Here is a 20,241-nt window from a genome sequence, read left to right as displayed (position 1 = left end):
GGAGATACCCCTTCGAGGGTCGGGGAGCGGCAATCTGCTTGGCGGTAGGGAGCCGCTCCCTGATGGGGCCCCGGCGTGCTGCCGGGGCTTTCTTCATGGGCACAAGTGGTCACGCCAGGGGCGTTGAACCACCTGCTCAACTTGTTGGTACAAGCTGATGTAGTGATGCTGCACCGACGGAGCGTGAGGCGTCAAGAGGGTTGGCACGGCATGTACCAACAAGTTGACCGAGTGCGTCATGATGGACCCATGAGTAAGCAGCCGAAGTACCACCAGGTGGCCGATGTCCTGCGTCGCGACATCGCGGGCGGCACGTATCCGCCGGGGGCCCGCCTCCCCTCGGAGAGTGACCTTCAGGCGCGCTTCGACGCGTCAAGGAACACTGTGCGGGCGGGGCTGAAACTGCTGGCCAGCGAAGGTCTGATCTCGTCGAGCCAGGGACTTGGCTACGAGGTGCGAAAGCACGAGGTGTTCGAGCTGAATGCCTCTCGCTTCGAGAACCTGAACTTCCCGCAGAACGGTGACGCCTACAGCACGGACGTCACGAACGCGGGGCGCCGGCCGCATCAGACTTTCCGGGTCGAGATGACGCCCGCGCCGGACTACATCGCGGCCAGGCTGAAGGTGGAGAAGGGATCCACCGCTGTACTCCGCTTTTGCCATCGCTTCGTCGATGACGTGCCCTGGTCGACGCAGGCAACGCACTACCCAGAGTGGCTCATCTCGGAGGCGCCACGACTCACGGAACCTGGCGATATCGCCGAAGGGACGACCCGATACATGGCTGGTCTCGGGATCGAACAAGTGGGCTTCTACGACGAGATTGCTACGCGTATGCCAACGCCGGATGAAGCCCGTTTGCTGGAGATTGGGGCAGGGGTACCGGTGCTGCTGTGGACGCGGACGGGCTACTCGGAGGAGCGGCCCATTCGATGCACGGTCACCACCTTCAGGGGTGACCTGAACCGGATGAACTACGAAATCGGCGACCTGTCCGCCAGAAGTGAGAACGAGCCTCAGTGAAGATCACTCTTGCCCTGCCGGATGACTTGCCCAAGTTGCTCGCCTTCCGGCAGGAGGCCGCTGGTTGGCTCCGTGAACTGGGGTCTGACCAGTGGAGCCGTCCGTATCCGGCTGATCGCCTCTTGTCGACGATCGAATCCGGCACCGTGTTCATGGTGCGAGACGGAGACGTGACGGCGGCCACCATCACCCTCACTACCGATGCGGAAGAGGGTCTGTGGAGTGAGCAGGAGTTGAGCGAACCATCGCTCTTCATCAACAAGCTGACGGTTGCTCGAACACACGCTGGTCAGAACATGGGCGGACGACTGATCGATTGGGCGGGCGACAGGGCTTTCCGAGCCTCATTGAAGTGGCTCAGGCTTGATGCTTGGACGACGAACGAGGCACTACAGCGCTACTACCTGGGTCAGGGCTTTGAGCACGTGCGCACCGTGCGGGAGGGCAACGCCGTGAACGGCGGGCCACGTGTCTCGGGTTGGCTTGCTCAGCGCGCCACCTACCCGGCCAACCATGAATTCGTGGACGAGACGCCCACTCCGTAGCGGTAGGAGCGCCCCCCGGCTTCACACTGGTTGATGATCCTGGCCGCCTTCTCCAGGGGCCGCTACATCCGCTACCGCCGCTACCGTGCAGGTCAGAGGCATGGTCGAGGTAGCGGGATGGGGTAGCGGTAGCGGCTACCACCCCGGCGTGAGTTCGCTCCACAATGCTGAAAACCGCGACTCATCGCGACTCAAGCGTCTCACCGCAGGTCAGAAGGGGTGCCCTTGAGCGCGCCTGAGCCCGCATCGCGACTCAGGACCACGAAGACACCACCCCTGCCGGGCGCCGGGGTGGTGTCCTGCCTTCACCTCCATTGGGTTCGTCGGGACCCCGCACCTGTCCGAGGTCCGGAATTCTGCGTCACCGCGTCACCTGCGACACCCAACCCTTCTGACCTGCACTTTTCGCGTGACGCAGGGTCTCAGGGATGCGTCACCGGTGACGCAGGCGTCCGTCACCAGTGACGCAGGTGACGCAGCGATGACGCAGAATCCGCCGTCTGCGTCACCCCTGTATGCGCAGGTCAAAGGATGTTTTTCATGATCCGGTGACGCGGTGACGCAGAGCTTCTCTACTTAGGAAAAAAAGAGGGGGTGTCTGTAGTAGTGCAGCCCCGCTCAGAACGTGAAGAAGGAGCCGCTACGCGGCACGACCTCGGGGCGGCGCACGCGCCGAACAGCAAGAGGAGCACGCCCGGCCGGTGGTGCTCCTCTTGCTTGCACGGCCGTTCCAGCCGCAGACGTGCAGACGGCTGTTACCCCCGGGGCCCCGCAAGGTAAAAGCCGCTCTTCAGAGGGGGTGAGGGAGGGCGCCGGCCAGACCGCCCCCTCCTGAAGAGCTGTCGTTACCAGGACGGCGCAGGGGTTGAGTCAAGGCCTGAGTCGCGATGCGGGCTCAGGCGTACTCAGTGGCACCACCTCTGACCTGCGGTGAGACGCCTGAGTCGCGATGAGTCGCGGTTTTCAGCATTGTGGAGCGAACTCACGCCGGGGTGGTAGCCGCTACCGCTACCCCATCCCGCTACCTCGACCATGCCTCTGACCTGCACGGTAGCGGCGGTAGCGGATGTAGCGGCCTCTGGAGGAGGGGCCCGCAGACGCGCGCCCGGCGGGAGCTCCCACATTCCGAGGCGTCCGATGGTCGCCCGGCCGCAGGCCGGTCCCTCCTGCTTTTACCTGGGGGCGTGGCGGACGTGGCGGATCCTCAGGAAGGGAGCACTCCAACCCCCTCTACCGCCCTTACCTCGCAGGTCAGAGGGCGCTACCCGCCCCACTACCGAGGTAAAGGCCCCTCTCTACCCAGGGGCGGTCCGGACGACAGCTCAAGGCCGGGACGGGCGGCCCGCCTCTGACGGTCCAGGTAGAGCCCCCCTCTACCGGCAGGCGTAAGCGGAATGCCGGTGATTGGGCTTCAGGGAGGCAGACACACCCTCTGCCGGGAGACCGCTGGAGGGGGTTTCACGGGGGTTGACCTGCACGCCTCCCCGCATCCCTGGTCGTTTATCTGTGCAGCTCAGATACAGGGAGGCAGGCCGGGGAGGCACTCAGGGAGAACTCCCCGCCTCCCCGGCGCCTCCCTGGGGGCCTCCCCGCGTAAACGGAACCCCGAAAGCCTGCCGCAGTCGCCGTCTGGCGCGAACTCCCGGAGCGCTGAGGCGCCTGAGAGCCGGCCGCCCGGCAGGGCAGTCCTCACTGCTCTTCACCACAGCGACCCAAGAACGGCCGGGGGCCGGCCCGCTAGCGGCTGCGGTGAGAGCCTCCAACGGCTCCAGCGAGCCGGTTGCGGCATCATCGCGGATCGGTTGCTAGTCGCTAGCACGCTGGTCACTGCCTGTTTGGGTCGCTAGCGAGGTTGCTAGCGCTAGCGACCCTTGTTGCTAGCGCTAGCAACCCAGCGCGCCCCGTGCTGCACTCTTCTGCGCACTATCTGCGATACAGGAAGGCATCGGGACCGCCCGCGATCAATAAACCCGCTGGTCAGGACCCATTCACAAGCCCAACACTGCATGTGCTCCGGAGCCGTGTGCGCAGGTTCGAATCCTGCCGGGGGCACCTTGGATTGGTGCCTGAAAACCCCGTCATCAGCGGAGACGCTGAGGTCGGGGTTTTCGCGTTTGTGCGGGCTTGTGCCGCTCGTAGCGGCGCGGCGGCGGTGAGATGTCGAGGCTGCGTCGCCAGTACCGGGCAACCGAGCGAAACGCCTTGGGGGACTCCAACGCGTGCAGGAGCGTGACGACAGAGTGCAGCAAGCTCGGCGTGATCTCCATGCCCGTGTGAACACCACGGCTCGGGATGCTGTTCGAGCCGCCGAGCGCGGTGAAAACGTAGAAACGGCCGCCCTCGAAACCGCCAAAGAAGCATGGGCGAATGAGTATTCTCAAGCACAGATGGCACTGCCGAAAGGCATCCCGGAGATAGCCTCAGCTCTCGACAGAGCACGGGAGAACCTTGAACATCAACTCGGCTCAGACCGGCAACGAGCCGTTCGCTCCGCATAAGAGGAGCCGAAACACCAAGCCCCCTGGGCAAAGATCCTCGATACGCCGGTTGGCGACGTACCGCTGCCCGTCTTCGACATCGGTGACGTGGGCGTCTTCCACGGCCTGGACGTCGGCAAAACTGTTCCCGTGCTGTTTCCACAAGTTGATGAATGCACTTCGTCGCGACTGACTCAGCTTTTCGATCATTGCGAGGCTGCCCCTAAGGGGCTTTCGTCCGACTTGGGGAGACTCATGGTCGGTAAGTATCAGGCCCTCGTTGAGCCCGGCTTGGACAATGAGCGGTGAGGTGTCGTCGGGTCCAAGTGGACCGCCACCGTGGTGTAGAAGCGGTGGATGGCGTCGTTGACGCTGCGGATGAAGCCGGATTCGGCGTTGCCGCGGGTGCTGCCCATGTTTTTGAAGAGGGAGAGGCGGAAGGCCTGGATCTGGGTGGTGTTGGATTTGGGGAGCATGTCGGCCGGTTCGGGGCGGAGGCGTTCGAGGGTTCCGCGGGGGCCGGCTGTCTGTCCTTCGAGGAGGGTCTCGATGTGGAGGTCCGCCGGGGCGTCGGCCAGGCGGCGGACGAGACGTTTCGCCCAGGACAGGGGGTATCCCTGTTCGGGTGCGGGGATCTCTATGGAGGTGCGCAGCCTGCCTGTGCGCAGGTCGGCGCTGATCGCCAGGACGCCCGGTGTTCCCTCGATGCGCAGCTCGGCCTGGAGCCTGCCGTCGAGGCAGAGCTGATCGGCGAGGCGGTCCCGTCGTGCCTTCGGGTCGATTCCACGTCTCGCGCGCTGGACGGGCAGTACCTTCTGGCCCAGTTCGCCGCCCAGCCGGAGGCAGACCTGGCGGATGAGCCGCTCCCAGCTCTCCACCACCTCCAGTGCGCGCGGGTCTCCCTGGCAGAGGGTCTCGTCGTCGATTCCGTTGCGTACCGGGACCCAGGCCGGGCCCATGTTCTGGAAGCCGTGGCAGCCGGAGTTCTCGTGCTGCAAGTAGTGCAGCAGTTCCTGGAGGAGCCAGGCGTGTGCCGCGTTGCCGACGCCCTCATGCCGGATCAGTACCTGGGCCTGATGGGCCACTTCCGCCCATGAGAGGTGCCAGAGAGCCACCTTGTGCTTGCGCCGTCCGTCGATCTTCACCTCGACAAGCGGGCTGCCCTCCAGGGCGACGTCGTTCGACAGCGTGATCACGGCTTCGTAGCCGCGGCGCGCGGCGATGTCCATGTAGGCCTGCACCTGATCGGCCTTGAGCGCGTTGCCGTTGGTCTTCGTCTCGACCAGCGCCGTCCACAGCTTGCCGGCCCGCTCGACACGGATCACTCCGTCGGGGCGGCGCGGGCTGTCGCCGTGGGGAAGGGTGACCTCGGTGAAGGTCTCCATCCGGCCGGCCGGCGCTCCGAACGCCGCGGTGAGGCTCCTGCCGAACTCCGGCACCTGTGCCATGACCGACAGCAGCACCGAGGTCGCGCGCGTCTCACGGTCCCGGTCACTCTTGAGTGCCGACACCGGGAAGAGCCTGGCCTCCCGCCACGACTCGTTCTCCGCCAGCGTCTTCTTCGCCGCCTTGGGCAGGGTGACCCTCTTCTTGGCGGTACGAGGTCGTCCGGTCGGCTGCCTCGGCTCGGCCTCGTCGCCGGATCGACGAGGAGCGGGGACGGCAGCCAGGGTTGCTTGTGACGTCGGCAGGTCGGTCGGTGCCGCTGCCGCCGTGTTCGGCCGGTCGTCGATGCCGACGTCGTCCTGTGGTTCCGCTGCCGCCGCGTCGTCCTCGATGTCCACGCCGAAGTCCGTGGCCAGACCGGCGAGGCCCGTGTCGTAGCCCTGGCCGACGGCGCGGAACTTCCACTCGCCCCCGCGCCGGTACAGCTCGCCGAAGATGATCGCACTCATGGAGTCGCCGTCGTCGATGGCGAAGCGGAGGAGTTCCTCACCGGTCCCGTCCGCCAACGACAGCCGTACGCCTTCCAGTTCTCCGAAGCGAGCGCCCTCGTACCGGCTGGCGGCCACGATCATGCGGACGACCTCGGACGGGACCGCGGTCAGGTCGAAGCTGATCCGGTCCTCGCTTCCGTCCGCCGTCGGGGCCTTGCCCAGGAGCTGCACACTTCCGTCGGCGGCGACCGGGTTGTTGTAGAAGTAGAAGTCCGTGTCACTGCGGACCTTGCCGTTCCCGTCCAGCAGGAGAACCGACACATCGGCGTCCCCTTCGCCGGTCGGGCTTTCCCAGCCCAGACGGACGATCACCGAATCGGCGTGCTCGCTCAGGGCCGCGAGAGACACATTCGAGCCCATGACCATTTCGCGCACAAATCCCCCAAAGCGATGCGACCTGAGCACGAGAGCGCCCACACCTCAGCTGCCAGGTGACTGTAGTGCCCACCAGAGTGTTCTTGCAGGAGTCGTGCGGAACTTGTGCAGTATTCATGGAGGTGTCGGCATGCCTGCTCGCGCACCGGTCGGGACTCCTTCTCGTCCTCGTCTCATCCGCTGTCGCCCTGCCTGGTGGGCGGGTTGAGGGGACGGAAGGGCGTTCGGAAGGGGGTGGGGGTGGAACGAGGGCTGTTCGGGGGGTGGTTCCGGCGGAGGAGTGGTCTGGGGATGGGGAGACAGTGATGACGAGGAGCAGGGGCGTGGGCCGGTCGGTGGCCGGGGTGGAGCCCGGGGATACCCATTGGGGTGCCGTCCACGACAGCGCTCCCGAATCCTTGGGTGACAGCAGCAGCTGACGCATCGCCCCCGCGCCCTTCCGACACCACCATCGTCAGGAGTTTCCCTCCCATGCCCTCCCTCCCTCGCGCTCTCGGTGAACTCGGCGGTTCCCGCTGGAACCGGGCGCGCTAAGGCAGTTGGGCTCGGCTCTGCTTCACCGCCGCGGGTGGCCGAGGCGATCGAACGCATCAACAAGATCTACGGGGAAGGAGCCGATGAGCACTGAGACGGTCACGCTCGAACGCCCGGGAGCGGGAGCGGGAGCGGAAGCGGTTCCGAGGGGCGACGGTCAGGGGGCGAGAACGGCGATCTGTGGGGTGCGGCCGCTGGTGCTGATGGGTCTCACGCATCTGCTGACCACGCAGTCGCCCTGCGAGGTCGTCTTCGCCTCGGCCGACGGCTTCCCCGAGCGGTGTGGCGTGGGAGCGTGCCGGACGTCGGCCGGGCTGTCGCCGCGCGAGGAGCAGGTGCTCCGGTTCATCGCGTCGGGGATGACCCATGGCCAGGTGGCCCGGCGCATCGGCATCAGCCGGCACGCCGTGGACACGTACGTGAAGCGGGTGCGATCCGAGTTCGGCATCGGCAACAAGGCGGAACTCACCCGCGTCGCGCTCGGTCTCCAGCCGTTGCAGGAGGCCGTCGTACGGTCAGTAGTAGTCGCGCATGATGGTGGTGGCCCAGTCGGGCTGGGTGGTGTCGCCCTGGGGGCCGAACTCGCTCATGTAGGGCTTGATGTCGAGGACGGGGGTGCCGTCGACGGCGTCCAGGCCCTGGATGTGGAGGTCGAGGCCGTCGGTCTTGATCAGGCGACAGCGGGAGACGCCGATCCGGTTGGGGCGGTTCTTGCCGCGCTGGGCGAAGATGCCGACGCGCGGCCAGTCGGTGTTGCCGCGCGGGTGCCGGGCCCCGGTCTCGATCTTCTCCACGGGCACGCGGTCGAAGTGGTAGACGACCTCAAGGTGGGAGAAGGAGTCCAGGCCGGCCACGGCCTCGGGGCCGTACTGGTCGGCGTCCAGGCGGATGACCGCCGTCTCGCCGCCCCAGTCGTCGTCACGGACCTCCGCGCGCCCGCCGACCACCCGGCCCACCGGAATCGAAATCACCTCGGTGGGAGTGCTGTTCTCGGGCATGAGGAGCGCCTTTCGTTCAAAGGGTCGATACGTCAAAGGGGTGATACGTCAAAAGATCGATGCGTCAAAAGGGCGACGCGTCAAAGGGGCGACGCGTCGGTCGAGTTGTCCACCGTATCGATCGGCCGTGGCGCGCCGGTACGTGGTAGGTCCGGATCGTGCCAGAACCGGTCGAGTCGCGCGGTGAGTTGGCCGATCCGCGCCCTCAACTCGGTGTGATCGGCGGCCGATTCGTAGACCGTTCCGACTGGCGCCGAGCGTGCCCCGGCGCCGGTCGGTGTGCCAGTCGGCGGGCGGGGAGACGTCGGCCGGGTCGACGCCGGGCAGCTCCCCGAGGCCGTCGAGGAGCGCGGGCGGGCCGGGACGCAGTGGGCCGGTGGGCGGGACCAGCAGGTACTGGAAGGTCACTCGGTTCCCGTGCAGCCGGGCCGGGTCCGGGTCGGTGACGGGCAGGCCCAGGGCCAGGCGCAGGGCGGCGGCCACCATGTCGTAGCCGGTGCGGCGTTGCACGATCTCCGCGATGAAGCCGCCGAGCCGTCCGTTGACGGGACGCGTGTGCGCGCGCGGGCCGGCCGTGGGGGACGGCGGCGCCGCTGAAGGAACAGGACAGGGGGCTGCTCTCGCGTTCGTCAACCGGCGTCCGGCCACTCCTCGGGCGGCGGTTCCGGCTCGGGCGCGGTCCGCCCTTCTGTCTGCCGGGCGTTCTCGTCCCGCAGGTCGGTCAGCCACGGCCACAGGTCCGGCAAGCGCTGGGCCGGGCAAGCGAGGCGGTGTTCGACGCGGCACCGCTGGGATTGATCCGGTGGGCAGACGCCGTAGACGGTCACCCGTCCGTCGGACAGCTCGATCCACCGGTGCCCCGGCGGCACCTCGTGGGCCAGTGGCCTCAGGTCCGGTTCCAGCATGACCCACTCGTGTCCGAGCGTCGCCACCCGGTCCTGCGGCAGGCCGCAGCGCGGGCAGCGCGATCGCCCGCCGCCGAGCCGACGCGGAGTCCCCATAGGACGAGGGTCGGCACCCTGACGTCCTCGGCGCAGGGCACTCGTCGGACGGAACGCGTGGGGCGGGCGTGTCCCGAGGAGTCGAGGGGCGGCCCGGGTGCCACGTCCGGCAACCGCCGCCCGGGGAACCACGGCCGAGACCCGCCCCCGAGGGCCCCCGCCGGGAGGGAGGAGGCGCGCCGAGGCCGCCCCTGGTTCAGCAACCCGCGCACGGACGGCTCCATCCGAACGCGGCCGTGGACGGACGGCTTCAGTCCAGCAACCCGCGGACGGACGGCTCCAGTCCGGTAACTCGCGCGCGGCCGGGCTCTGTCCAGCGTTTCCTGTGCGGCGGGTGCCTGCCCGGCAACCGGTCGCGGGCAGTGCCTGCCCAGAACCCCCTCCGCGGCTGGATCCTGCCCAGCAACTCGTGCGCGACCGGACCCTCTTCGGCAATCCCGGCGCGACCGGTCCCCGCGCAGCAACCCGTGCGCGGTCGGCCCCTGTCCAGTAACCCCGTGCACGACCGGTTCCTACCCAGCGCGCCCGTGCCCGACCGAGCATCGCCCAACCCCCTGCACAACCGGCCCTCCCATCCAGCACCCCCGTGCGCAACCAGTCCCTGCCCAGCAACCCCATGCGCAGCCGCCCCCTGCCCAGCAACCCCGTGCACGACCGGTTCCTACCCAGCGCGCCCGTGCCCGACCGACCCTCGCCCAGCACCCCCGCCTAAGCACCCCCCGCACAACCGGTCCCCGCCCAGCACCCCCGCCCAACCGCCCCCCGATTCAGTGCCCCCTGCGTCCCCGGCCCCCCGTGCCCCGTCCGCACGATGCTCGTACCGCCAGTGCCGGTTGCAGGGTCAGGTGGTGGACCGGGAGGGGGTGGGGGGAGCGGAGGCGGGAGGTGAGGAGTTCGATGCCCTTGCGGCCCAGGGCGCGTTTCGGTGGGGCGACGGCGGTCAGGGGGACGCTGGCCAGGGCGGCGACCTCGTCGTCGTAGGAGATGATCGCCAGGTCCTGGGGGACGCGGATGCCGCGCTGCGCGGCCAGTTGCAGCAGGACGATGGCCTCCGCGTCGCCGTGGGCGAGGACGGCGGTGGCGCCCTGGGCGCGCAGGTCGTCGAGGACCTCGTCGATGCGCTGCTCGGTGTGCGGGGAGGTCTCGCGCTGCGGGACCAGGTGGACCGGGGTGTCCTGGTCGAGGCCCAGGGCACGCAGGGCGTGGGTGTGGCCGAGCCGGACGGCGGGGGCCGTGGGGCCCAGGTCCTTGACCATGAGGGCTATCCGGCGGTGTCCGAGGCGGGCCAGGTGTTCCACGGCCAGCCGGGCGCCGGCCTGGTGGTCGGTGACCACGTGGTCCAGGCGGTCGACCAGGGTGGTGGAGCGCAGTTCGCGTTCCACCAGGACCACCGGGATCTTCAGCTCGCGCAGGCGTTCCTCGAAGCGGGTGTGGCGGGAGTTCTCCAGGGTCGGCGGGGCCAGCAGAAGGCCGTCGACGCCGTCGTCCAGATGGCGGCGGATGGCCACCAGGTCCTGTTCGGGCTGGTAGTCGGAGAAGGCGAGGGTCAGTTCGGCGTTCAGTTCCGACGCCGCCTCGCGGGCCCCCTCCAGCACCTCACGGAAATAGGGCCCGTTGGGCAGCAGCAGGCCCAACCGCAGTGCGTCCGGGGCGCGTTCGGGCTCCTGCCCGGCGGTCGCGGCCCTGCGGTCCAGGGCGACGCCGCCGTGGAAGCGCCGTACCAGACTCTCGCGTTCCAGGGCCTCGACATCGCGTCGCACCGTGACGTCGGAGACCCCCAGCAGGCCCACGAGGTCGCTGATCCGTGCCGAGCCGTGCTCCCGCAGATGGGCGAGGAGCAGGTCGTGCCGGTCCGGAGAGAGCATCACGCGTCACATTTCCCTTGGCGCTGGCATGGAAAGGGTTCCGAACTGTTGGGAACGGAAGAAACCTAGCGCGCCAAAGGGGAGTTGGGCAGCCCCTGGTGACCCGGCGCAGGCAGGAGGACGGCCGGGGTGGCGGGCGATCGAAAGGAGGAATAGGGGGTGAGTGGGGAGGGAGTGGGATACCGAATGGTTTTGGGTGCTTCCGAGTACTTCCAAGTGCGCACAACCTCATTGACGGGTTACGGACCTGACCGGATGCTGAAGCCGCATCGGACGGCGGAGGTCCCTGCGGCATCCCGTCGTGTTCGGCGGCGCCCTCGATGCCCCACCTCGCCCCTGGAAGGAGGCCCCTGTGTCTTTGGTCGGCCAGCGGCCCGGCAGTACACCGGCCGAGCGACCCGACGCACCCCCCGAAGCACCCACCGCACCGACCCGGCACACGGTGTCCCGGTGGCAGCGGGTGCGGCGGGACCGGGTGCTGCTGCTCATGATGGTGCCGGGCGTGCTGTACTTCGTGATCTTCCAGTACGGCGCCCTCGCCATGAACGTGATCGCCTTCCAGCACTACATCCCGTTCCTCGGGATGCGCCACAGCCCCTGGGCCGGGATCTCCAACTTCCAGACGCTGTTCGGTGATCCGGGGTTCTGGCGGGCCGTGTGGCACACGGTGAGCCTCGCCCTGTTCCAGCTGGTGTTCTTCGTCCCGGTGCCGCTCGCGGTGGCGCTGCTGCTGCACAGCGTGCTGAGCGGGCCGGTGCGCAAGTTCGTGCAGTCGGTGGTGTTCCTGCCGCACTTCGTCTCCTGGGTCGTGGCCATCGCCCTGATCCAGCAGATGGTGGGCCCCACCGGTGTGCTGACCAATCTGCTGTCCGGCGGCGGCGACCATGTGGTGAACCTGTTCACCGACCCCTCGCTGTTCCAGCCGATGATGGTCGCCGAGCTGATCTGGAAGGACTGCGGCTGGGCCACGGTGATCTTCACCGCCGCCCTCTTCCAGGTGGACGAGCAGCTCTACGAGTCGGCGGCCATGGACGGCGCCGGGCCCTGGCGCCGCTTCTGGCACGTCACCCTGCCCGGCGTACGACCGGTCGTGGTGCTCGTGCTGATCATGCGGCTCGGTTCCGTCTTCAGCGTCGGGTTCGACCAAGTGCTGCTCCAGCGCGACTCGTTCGGGCAGCGGGTCTCCGAAGTGATCGACACGTACGTCTACTACCACGCCACCGTCAACGGCGACTGGTCCGTCGCCGCGGCCGCGGGACTGTTCAAGGGCGTCGTCGCCCTGGTCCTGGTGGTCGCCGCGAACAAGGTCGCCCACCGGCTCGGCGAGCAGGGGGTCTACCGATGAGCCCGGCCACCGGGGCGGCGACCCGCCGTGCCAAGGACAGCGGCACGCAGGACGGTTTCACGAAGGGCGGGCGTATGCCGGGCGGTCGTACGAAGGCCCGGCGGCCGGCCTGGCAGGAGAAGCCGAGGGCCCTCACCACGGCCGGCAAGGTGCTGGCGATGACGCTGATCACGGTGGCCGTGGTGGCGCCCTTCTGGGTGGTGCTGGCCACCAGCCTCAGCTCCAGCCGCCAGGTCACCGCGGACGGCGGCTACTCGCTGTGGCCGCGCGAGTTCTCCCTGCACGCCTTCCACCAGATCCTCACCGGCTCCACCGCGGGCCGCGCCCTGGTGGTGTCGCTGCTGCTGGTGGTGGTCGGTACGGCGGTGTCGCTGACCGCGACCGTCCTGCTGGCGTACGCCCTGGCCCGGCCCGGGGTGATCGGGGGCGGCTGGGTGCTGAAGATGACGCTGATCGCCTTCCTGTTCCCGCCCGGGATCATCCCCGCCTATCTGGTCGTCAACAACCTCGGGCTGATCGACAGCTACTCCTCGCTGGTGCTGCCCGTCGTCATCGACGTGTTCAACCTGGTGGTGCTGCGCGGCTTCTTCCAGGGGCTGCCCGGCGAGCTGTTCGAGGCGGCCCGGCTGGACGGGGCCGGCGAGTTCACCGTCCTGTGGCGGATCGTGCTGCCGCTGTCCAAGTCGGTGATCGCGGTGGTCGGGTTCTTCTACGGCGTCACCTACTGGAACGACTTCTTCCGGGCCCTGTTCTACCTCAACGACCCCGGCCGCTGGCCGCTCAGCACCCTGCTGCGGCTGCTGGTCACCCAGGGGGTCACCGCGGACGCGAACGGCACCACCGCGAGCGCCCTCCAGGACACCTCCCAGACCACGCTGATGGCCACCATCGTCGTCGCGGTCGTCCCCGTCCTGGTCGTCTACCCCTTCGTCCAGCGGTTCTTCACCAAGGGCGTGCTCACCGGCGCGGTCAAGTCCTGACCCCCGCCGGCCGGTTCCGCTCTGCCCCGCCCCCTGAACAAACGCGTCCGCTTGGAGCCCTCATGTCCCTGAACATGTCCCGCCGCTCGGTGCTCAGAGCAGCCGGTGCCGGTGCCGCCGTCCTCGCCGCCGGTCCCGCGCTCGCCGCCTGCGACAACGGCGGCGGCCCGGTGTCCGTCTCCAACGAGGGCACCGAGCAGGCCGCCTGGCCCGCGTACGTGCCCGCCGAGGTCCACTACGACCTGCCCGCGCTGCCCGACAATGGCGCCCCGGCCGTCCTCAACTACCCTTCGCTGCCGCTGCCTTCGTCGCTGAAGAGCAAGCCGGGCGACGGCTCGACGGTCTCCTGCATGGCGCTGAGCTACGGCGCCGCCGTCAAGCTCGACTCCTCCAACCGGATGGTCAAGGCCGTCGGCGACGCGATGGGCGTCACGCTCAAGCCCCGGTTCGTCATCGACACCGGCACCAGCTACACCACCGCGCTGGCCACCATGATGGCGGGCGGCGACCAGCCGGACATCCTGATGATCCCGGCCACCGGCGCGCCCAACATCAGCGAGTTCATCCGCTCCAAGTGCGCCGACCTCAGTGCGTACCTGTCCGGCGACGCGATCAAGGAGTACCCGAACCTCGCCGCCCTGCCCACCCGGGGCTGGCAGCTGATGGGCCGGATCGGCGGCGGGATATACGGGGTGCCGACCTACCGCTACAACGCCCCGCAGGTCGGTCTGTTCGCCAACCGCGACAAGCTGGAGAAGGCGGGGGTCTGGGGCAAGGGCGTCGGCGTTCAGGAGTTCACCGACGCCATGGCCAAGCTGAGTGTGAACGGCCGCTACGGCATCGGCAGTTCGAGCGCGGCCGCGTTCGGCTGGACCTACCACGCCGGTGCGGCCGGCGCCCCCAACTGGTGGGGCGAGTCCGGCGGGAGCTTCCGCTTCACCGCCGACACACCGGAGTTCGAGCAGGCGGTGGAGAACATGCGCCGCTTCTACACGCGCCGCATCTACAACCCGGACGCGCTGACGCTGGGCGCCGGTGACGCCCAGCCGAAATTCGTCAACGGCACCTGGCTCACGTGGCCCAACGGCACCGGCGCCGCCGCCCAGATCTTCTCCCAGGTGCGGGGCTTCACCCCCGACCTCGCCTTCCCCTACGGCGACCGGCCCAACACCCCGGGCGGGGACTCGGTGTTCGGGTTCACGGTCATCAAGAAGTCCTCCCCGGCACGGATCAAGATGCTGCTGCGCATCCTCGACTTCTTCGCGGCGCCGTTCGGCACCAAGGAGTTCGAGCTGGCCCGGTACGGCGTCGAGGGCGTGCACTTCACCCGCGACAAGGACGGCGCCCCGGCGAACGCGACCAGGCTCGGGCAGACGGAGAACAGCACCAACCTGCCGTTCCAGTACTTCAACATGGCGCCCCAGCCGCTGTTCTTCCCCGGCCTCGCCGACCTCACCAAGCGGCTCTACACCGCGCAGCAGACACTGGTGCCGATCTGCGCGCCGGACGCCTCGGCCGCCTACCGCTTCTCCTCGGCCACCTTCAGCGCCAAGTGGGCCGGGGTCTCCCCCGCGCTCAACTCCGCGGTGATGGACGCCGTGTCCGGCAAGACGAAGGCGTCCGACTGGAAGGGCACCGTCGCCCGGATCAAGCAGCAGAACGGCATCGACCGGATGGCCGAGGAGTTCGCCGAGGCCAAGGCGGCCACCCGATGACCCCCGCCGCCCCGCGGTGAGGCCGGGCGAGGCCGACCGCGTGGTGAACCAGGCCGCGCGATGACCCCGGCCGCCACCCGCTGACGTACCGCATCTCCCGCGTGGGGCGCCGCCTTCCACCGGGCGCCCCACGCCCCTGACCCGAGGAGTCCTGTGTCCGACCTGCCCCCCGCGGCCCGCCGCCCCCGGGTCCTTGCCCCGGCGCCCCACCGCCCCCGGGTCCTGCTCGCCATGCAGCGCGATCTGCTGCCCCTGCTGCTCGACCCGGCGCGGACGGACCGGCTCACCGGCCTCGCCGACCTGGACCCCACGCTGGTCGCCGATGACTTCTCCGCACCCGGCATCGCCGCCGAACTCGCCCGCGCCGATGTGCTGTTCACCTTCTGGGGCTGCCCTCCCCTCACCCCCGAGGTGCTCGCCGGGGCGCCCCGGCTGCGGGCGGTGGTGCATGCCGCGGGCTCGGTGAAGAACTTCGTCACCGACGCCTGCTGGGAGCGGGGCATCGCCCTCTCCTCGGCCGCCGACGCCAACGCGCTGCCGGTGGCGGAGTACGCGCTGGCGATGATCCTGCTCGCCAACAAGCGGGCGCTGACCACCCGCGACCGGTACCGGGCCGTGCGCGCTCAGCTGTCCTGGCAGCACGAGTACCGCGACGCGGGCAACTACCGGCGCAGCGTCGGCATCGTCGGCGCCTCCCGCACCGGGCGCCGGGTCATCGCGCTGCTCGCCCCCTACGACATGGAACTCCTGGTGCACGACCCGTACCTGGACGCGGCGCAGGCCCGCGCGCTCGGTGTGGAGCCGGTCGGCATGGACGAGCTGTGCGCCCGCTGCGACGTGGTCTCGCTGCACGCGCCCGCGCTGCCCGAGACCCGGCACCTGATCGACGAGCGCCGGCTGAAGCTGATGCCGGACGGCGCCACGCTGGTCAACACCGCGCGCGGGGCGCTGGTGGACACCGACGCGCTGACCCGCGAGCTGACCAGCGGCCGGCTGAACGCCGTACTGGATGTGACCGAACCGGAGGTCCTGCCGCCCGACTCCCCGCTGTACGACCTGGACAACGTGGTGCTCACCCCGCACATCGCCGGTTCGCTCGGTGGTGAGCTGCACCGGATGGCGGACTCGGCCCTTGACGAGCTGGAACGCCTCGCGCTCGGGCGGCCGTTCGCGCATCCGGTCGTCCGCGAGCAGTTCGAGCGCTCGGCCTGAGACGGGCCCGCGGGGGAAGACTGGCCCGGCCGTCACCGCGTCCACCGGCCCGACCCGAACGAGGAGCCATGACCCGCAACCGCCCGCACCCGTTCTCCGGCAACCCCCTGCACAGCCGCGCCGACTGGCAGCGCGCGCTGCTCGACCTGTGCGCCCCGCTCACCGACGCCTACCCCGACGACACGGCCCTGGCCGCCCCCGGCACCGCGTACGAACCCCGGGTCGCCCGGCTGGAGGCGACCGTACGACCGCTGTGGGGACTGGCCCCGTTCGCCGCGGGCGGCGGCCGCTACGACGGCTGGGAGCGGATCCGCCGGGCCGTCGCCGCCGGGACCGATCCGGAGCACCCGGGGTACTGGGGCGAGCCCGGCGCGATGGACCAGCGCCTGGTCGAGGCGTCCGTGCTCGGCTGCACGCTGGCCCTGGCCCCCGGGGAGCTGTGGGAGCCGCTCGCCGCGAAGGAGCGGACGCGGCTCGCCGACTGGCTGCGCCGGGCCGCGCGGGCCGAACGCGTCCCCGACAACAACTGGCATCTGTTCCCGGTGATGGTGGAGCTGGGCCTGAAGGCGGTCGGCGAGCGGCCCGAACCCGGGCTCACCGAGCGGGCGTTGGCACGGGTCGAGGACTTCTACCGGGGCCGCGGCTGGTACTCGGACGGCCCGGACGGCAAACCCCTTGACTACTACGGCCCGTGGGCTCTGCATCTGTACCCGCTGCTGTACACGACGCTCGCGCCGGACGCCGATCCGGCGGTCGTGGCACGGGTGCGGGAGCGGGCCGCGCTGTTCGCCGGGGAGTTTTGGCACTGGTTCGCGGCCGACGGCGCGGCGCTGCCCTTCGGCCGCAGTCTGACGTACCGGTTCGCGCAGTGCGCGTTCTGGGGCGCGCTCGCCCACGCGGGTGTCGAGGCGCTGCCCTGGGGGGTGCTGCGCGGGCTGTGGGCCCGGAATCTGCGCTGGTGGGCGCGGCAGCCGATGTTCGCCGCCGACGGCACGCTGTCGGTCGGCTACGCCTATCCGAATCTGTTCATGAGCGAGCAGTACAACGCGGCGGGCTCCCCGTACTGGGCGTTCAAGGCGTTCCTGCCGCTCGCCCTGCCCGCCGGGCATCCGTTCTGGACCGCCGAGGAGGAGCCGCTGCCCGCCCGGGACGCGGTGCGCCCTCAGCCGGAGGCGGGGCTGCTCGTGCAGCACGGCGGCGGGCACACCACGGCGCTGGCGGCCTGCGACGCGGACACCTGGGTGCGCAACGCGCCCGGGAAGTACGGCAAGTTCGCGTACTCCACGGCCTTCGGCTGCGCCGTCTCCACCGGGCCGCTCGGCGCGGCGGCCGCCGCCCCCGACAGTGCCCTGCTGCTCAGCGAGGACGGTCTGTACTGGCGCTCCCGGATCGCCTGCGCGTCCCGTTCCGTGACCGCCGACCGGGTGCGGGCCCGCTGGCACCCCTGGCCCGATGTCACCGTCGACACCTGGCTGCTGCCCGCCGGACCCGGCCGGCACGTCCGTGTGCACCGCCTGGTCACGCCCCGCCCGCTGCACACGGTCGAGGGCGGCTTCGCGGTCCCCCTGGAGGGAGCCGTCACCCGGGCCGAGGGCCCCGGGGCGCGGGCCGACTCCGGCGACCTCGCGAGCGCCGTGCGGGACCTCACCGGGTCCCGTGCGGGCGAGGTCATGTTCCCCGATCCCAACAGTCATCTCCTGTGGCCCCGTACGGCGTTGCCCGTGCTGCAAGGTCAACTGCCGCCCGGCGAGCACTGGCTGGCCGCCGAAGTCCACGCCACCGCCGACGGCGGCACGACCCGGGCGGAGCCGCTCGACCGGCGCGCCCTGCCCGGTCTCCCCCGCGCCCTGCGCGACACGCTTCCCGGCCCGGAAGGACCCACTCCATGAGCCACCCCGTCCTGCGGTACGACCGGCCCGCCGCCGACTGGGAGCGCGAGGCGCTGCCGCTCGGCAACGGCCGGATCGGCGCGATGGTCTTCGGCACCGTCGCGCGCGAGCGGCTGCAGTTCACCGAGCAGACCCTGTGGACCGGCGGTCCGGGCAGCACCGAGGGGTACGCGTTCGGCAACTGGGCGGAGCCCCGGCCCGGGGTGCTGGCGAGGGTCCAGGAGGACATCGACCGCCTCGGCGCCCTCGACCCGGACCCGGTGGCCGGGCTGCTCGGCCAGGGCAAGCGCGGTTTCGGCGCCTACCAGAACTTCGGGGACGTGCTGATCGAGCTGCCGGGCCACCCCGAGGACCCGGAGGGGTACGGGCGTCAGCTGGATCTGGCGGACGCGGTGGCCCGGGTGTCGTACGGGCATCGCGGGGTACGGCACACCCGCGCCTATTTCACCAGCCATCCCGCCGGGGTGCTGGTCGGCAGGCTGGCCGCGGACCGGCCCGGACAGGTGAGCGCCGTCGTACGGCTCGCCCCGGCCCCCGAGGGGGCGACCCTGATGACGCGGGGGCCGGTGACCGAGGTCTCCGGGCGGCTCGCCGGCAACGGGCTCGCCTACGCGGCCCGGCTCCGGGTCGTACCCGAGGGCGGTACTCTGCGCGCCGAGGGCGACACGATCGTGGTGGAGCACGCGGACAGCGTCACCCTCGTCCTCGCGGCCGGGACCGACTACGCGCCGCAGTACCCGCACTACCGGGGCGCCGCGCCCGGCCCCCGGGTGCGGGCGGCCGTCGAGGCGGCGGCGCGGCGGCCGTACGACGAGCTGCTCGCCGAGCACCGCGCCGACCACCGGGCGCTGTTCGACCGTATGGCGCTCGACCTGGGCGGGACCCTGCCCGCGGACGTCCCCACCGACCGGCTGCTCGCCGCCTATCCGTCGGGCGACACCTCCCGCGACCGGGCGCTGGAGGCGCTGTACCTCGCCCATGGCCGCTATCTGCTGATCGCCTCTTCGCGGCCCGGCGGACTGCCCGCCAATCTCCAGGGCGTGTGGAACGACTCGGACGCCCCGCCGTGGTCGGCGGACTTCCACGCGAACATCAATCTCCAGATGAACTACTGGCTCGCGCATCCCACCGGGCTCGGTGAACTCGCCGCCCCCTTCGACGACTTCACGGACGGGCTGCGGGCGCCGGGCCGGGTCACCGCGCGGTCCGTGTTCGATCTGCCGGGCTGGACCATGGGCGGCGCCTCCACGCCGTTCGGGCACACCGGGTTCGGCGACTGGCCGACCGCCTTCTGGTTCCCGGAGGCGGCCGCCTGGCTCGCCCTCCAGGTGTACGACCACCACCGGTTCACCGGGGACCGCGAGGTGCTGCGCGAGCGGGTCCACCCGATGCTGCGGGAGGCGGCCGAGTTCTGGCTGGGCTTCCTGCGCACCGATCCGCGGGACGGCTCCCTGGTCGCCACGCCCTCCTTCTCGCCGGAGCACGGCACCTACACCGCCGGCTGCTCGATGTCCCAGCAGATCGTGCACGCGCTGTTCACCACCGTGCTGGAGACGGGTGAACTCCTGGGCGTGGACGGGGAGTTCCGTGCCGAGGTCGGGGCGGCGCTGGAGCGGCTCGACCCCGGGCTGCGGATCGGGTCCTGGGGTCAGCTCCAGGAGTGGAAGGAGGATCTGGACGACCCGGGGAACGAGCACCGGCACATCTCCCACCTGTTCGCGCTGCATCCCGGCTGGGCCCTCGACCCCGCCGCCGCACCGGAGCTGGCCCGCGCCGCCGCCGTCTCGCTGGCCGCGCGCGGGGACGGCGCGACCGGCTGGAGCAAGGGCTGGAAGATCAATATGTGGGCGCGGCTGCGGGACGGCGACCATGCGTGGGCGGTACTGCGGGAGCAGCTCGTCCACAACACCCTGCCGAACCTGTTCGACACCCATCCGCCGTTCCAGATCGACGGCAACTTCGGCGCCACGGCCGGGGCCGCCGAGATGCTGCTCCAGAGCCAGCACGGCGTGGTGGACGTCCTGCCCGCCCTGCCCGGGGCCTGGCCGGACGGCTCGGTGCGGGGCCTGTGCGCCCGCGGGGGCATCGGGGTGGACGTGGCCTGGCGGGGCGGGAAGCCCGTGGAACTGACCCTGCGCGCGGGGCAGGACGGGCCGGTCGCCGTGCGCTGCTCCCTGCTGGAACGGGCGCCGCTGACCGAGGCGGACGGCGGGGCGCCGGTGGCCGTGGAGCGGGACGGCGATCGCCGGGTGTTCCACGCGCGGGCCGGGCACACCTATACGGCGGCGCTCGGCAACTGAACGCGGGGCAGGGCCCCGGGCGCGCCGCCCGGGGCTCTTCTCGCC

General features: G+C 70.3%; 13 protein-coding genes and 1 pseudogene. 9 read left to right on the top strand and 5 right to left on the bottom strand.

What is annotated here, in order from left to right:
- Positions 1-249 precede the first annotated feature (249 nt).
- Positions 250-1,023 carry a GntR family transcriptional regulator gene (locus AB0N90_RS05220; RefSeq protein WP_365193116.1) on the top strand — a complete coding sequence of 258 codons (774 nt, stop codon included), beginning with the start codon at positions 250-252 and terminating at the stop codon, positions 1,021-1,023.
- Positions 1,020-1,568: a GNAT family N-acetyltransferase gene (locus AB0N90_RS05215; RefSeq protein ID WP_365193115.1), complete on the top strand. Its 549-nt coding sequence runs from the start codon at positions 1,020-1,022 to the stop codon at positions 1,566-1,568. The genes AB0N90_RS05220 and AB0N90_RS05215 overlap by 4 nt, the downstream gene beginning before the upstream one ends.
- Before the next feature lie 2,465 nt (positions 1,569-4,033).
- Here AB0N90_RS05215 and AB0N90_RS05210 read toward each other — a convergent pair.
- Positions 4,034-4,255 (bottom strand): hypothetical protein, encoded by a 222-nt coding sequence (locus tag AB0N90_RS05210; protein WP_365193113.1) that lies wholly within the window; start codon positions 4,253-4,255, stop codon positions 4,034-4,036.
- 59 nt (positions 4,256-4,314) lie between these two features.
- A complete protein-coding gene (locus AB0N90_RS05205; protein ID WP_365193111.1) occupies positions 4,315-6,348 on the bottom strand; it encodes a TerD family protein in 2,034 nt (677 codons plus the stop codon).
- A 626-nt stretch (positions 6,349-6,974) separates the two neighbouring features.
- Here AB0N90_RS05205 and AB0N90_RS05200 point away from each other — a divergent pair.
- Positions 6,975-7,310: pseudogene (locus AB0N90_RS05200) on the top strand (LuxR C-terminal-related transcriptional regulator); the annotation flags it as partial.
- A gap of 96 nt (positions 7,311-7,406) precedes the next feature.
- Here AB0N90_RS05200 and AB0N90_RS05195 read toward each other — a convergent pair.
- The 3 genes from AB0N90_RS05195 to AB0N90_RS05185 form a co-directional block, all read right to left on the bottom strand.
- Positions 7,407-7,889: an SAM-dependent methyltransferase gene (locus tag AB0N90_RS05195; protein WP_365193109.1), complete on the bottom strand. Its 483-nt coding sequence runs from the start codon at positions 7,887-7,889 to the stop codon at positions 7,407-7,409.
- A gap of 629 nt (positions 7,890-8,518) precedes the next feature.
- Positions 8,519-8,890: a DUF6083 domain-containing protein gene (locus tag AB0N90_RS05190; protein ID WP_361674641.1), complete on the bottom strand. Its 372-nt coding sequence runs from the start codon at positions 8,888-8,890 to the stop codon at positions 8,519-8,521.
- Positions 8,891-9,657: 767 nt separating this feature from the next.
- Complete coding sequence (locus AB0N90_RS05185) at positions 9,658-10,755, bottom strand: substrate-binding domain-containing protein (RefSeq protein ID WP_365193107.1); 1,098 nt, start codon at positions 10,753-10,755, stop codon at positions 9,658-9,660.
- 352 nt (positions 10,756-11,107) lie between these two features.
- On the opposite strand from AB0N90_RS05185, the gene AB0N90_RS05180 reads away from it, so the two are divergent.
- The 6 genes from AB0N90_RS05180 to AB0N90_RS05155 all read left to right on the top strand — a co-directional run bounded on the left by AB0N90_RS05180 (position 11,108) and on the right by AB0N90_RS05155 (position 20,196).
- On the top strand, positions 11,108-12,100 hold the full coding sequence (locus tag AB0N90_RS05180) for an ABC transporter permease subunit (RefSeq protein WP_365193105.1): 993 nt from the start codon (positions 11,108-11,110) through the stop codon (positions 12,098-12,100).
- The gene (locus AB0N90_RS05175) at positions 12,097-13,080 is read left to right on the top strand and encodes a carbohydrate ABC transporter permease (protein WP_365193103.1); all 984 of its coding nucleotides are present in this window, start codon (positions 12,097-12,099) and stop codon (positions 13,078-13,080) included. Before AB0N90_RS05180 ends, AB0N90_RS05175 begins: the two co-directional genes overlap by 4 nt.
- A 62-nt stretch (positions 13,081-13,142) precedes the next feature.
- Positions 13,143-14,795: a hypothetical protein gene (locus tag AB0N90_RS05170; RefSeq protein ID WP_365193101.1), complete on the top strand. Its 1,653-nt coding sequence runs from the start codon at positions 13,143-13,145 to the stop codon at positions 14,793-14,795.
- Between the two features lie 231 nt (positions 14,796-15,026).
- Positions 15,027-16,007, top strand: coding sequence for a hydroxyacid dehydrogenase (locus AB0N90_RS05165; RefSeq protein WP_365193599.1), 981 nt, complete (start codon positions 15,027-15,029; stop codon positions 16,005-16,007).
- A 68-nt stretch (positions 16,008-16,075) separates the two neighbouring features.
- Positions 16,076-17,896, top strand: a complete 1,821-nt coding sequence (locus AB0N90_RS05160; RefSeq protein WP_365193099.1) for a DUF2264 domain-containing protein — start codon at positions 16,076-16,078, stop codon at positions 17,894-17,896.
- Positions 17,893-20,196: a glycoside hydrolase family 95 protein gene (locus AB0N90_RS05155; RefSeq protein WP_365193097.1), complete on the top strand. Its 2,304-nt coding sequence runs from the start codon at positions 17,893-17,895 to the stop codon at positions 20,194-20,196. The genes AB0N90_RS05160 and AB0N90_RS05155 overlap by 4 nt, the downstream gene beginning before the upstream one ends.
- Positions 20,197-20,241: the final 45 nt, after the last annotated feature.

Source organism: Streptomyces sp. NPDC093018 (genome assembly GCF_040684035.1).
Classification (GTDB): domain Bacteria; phylum Actinomycetota; class Actinomycetes; order Streptomycetales; family Streptomycetaceae; genus Streptomyces; species Streptomyces murinus.
This window is presented reverse-complemented; position numbering and strand designations above follow the sequence as displayed.

Excerpts from the sequence above, each read along its gene's own strand:
- AB0N90_RS05190 (WP_361674641.1), bottom strand. The coding sequence starts at position 8,890 with ATGGGGACTCCGCGTCGGCTCGGCGGCGGGCGATCGCGCTGCCCGCGC.
- AB0N90_RS05175 (WP_365193103.1), top strand. The coding sequence starts at position 12,097 with ATGAGCCCGGCCACCGGGGCGGCGACCCGCCGTGCCAAGGACAGCGGC.
- AB0N90_RS05165 (WP_365193599.1), top strand. The coding sequence starts at position 15,027 with ATGCAGCGCGATCTGCTGCCCCTGCTGCTCGACCCGGCGCGGACGGAC.
- AB0N90_RS05155 (WP_365193097.1), top strand. The coding sequence starts at position 17,893 with ATGAGCCACCCCGTCCTGCGGTACGACCGGCCCGCCGCCGACTGGGAG.
- AB0N90_RS05210 (WP_365193113.1), bottom strand. The coding sequence starts at position 4,255 with ATGATCGAAAAGCTGAGTCAGTCGCGACGAAGTGCATTCATCAACTTG.
- AB0N90_RS05205 (WP_365193111.1), bottom strand. The coding sequence starts at position 6,348 with ATGGTCATGGGCTCGAATGTGTCTCTCGCGGCCCTGAGCGAGCACGCC.
- AB0N90_RS05195 (WP_365193109.1), bottom strand. The coding sequence starts at position 7,889 with ATGCCCGAGAACAGCACTCCCACCGAGGTGATTTCGATTCCGGTGGGC.
- AB0N90_RS05185 (WP_365193107.1), bottom strand. The coding sequence starts at position 10,755 with ATGCTCTCTCCGGACCGGCACGACCTGCTCCTCGCCCATCTGCGGGAG.
- AB0N90_RS05220 (WP_365193116.1), top strand. The coding sequence starts at position 250 with ATGAGTAAGCAGCCGAAGTACCACCAGGTGGCCGATGTCCTGCGTCGC.
- AB0N90_RS05170 (WP_365193101.1), top strand. The coding sequence starts at position 13,143 with ATGTCCCTGAACATGTCCCGCCGCTCGGTGCTCAGAGCAGCCGGTGCC.
- AB0N90_RS05160 (WP_365193099.1), top strand. The coding sequence starts at position 16,076 with ATGACCCGCAACCGCCCGCACCCGTTCTCCGGCAACCCCCTGCACAGC.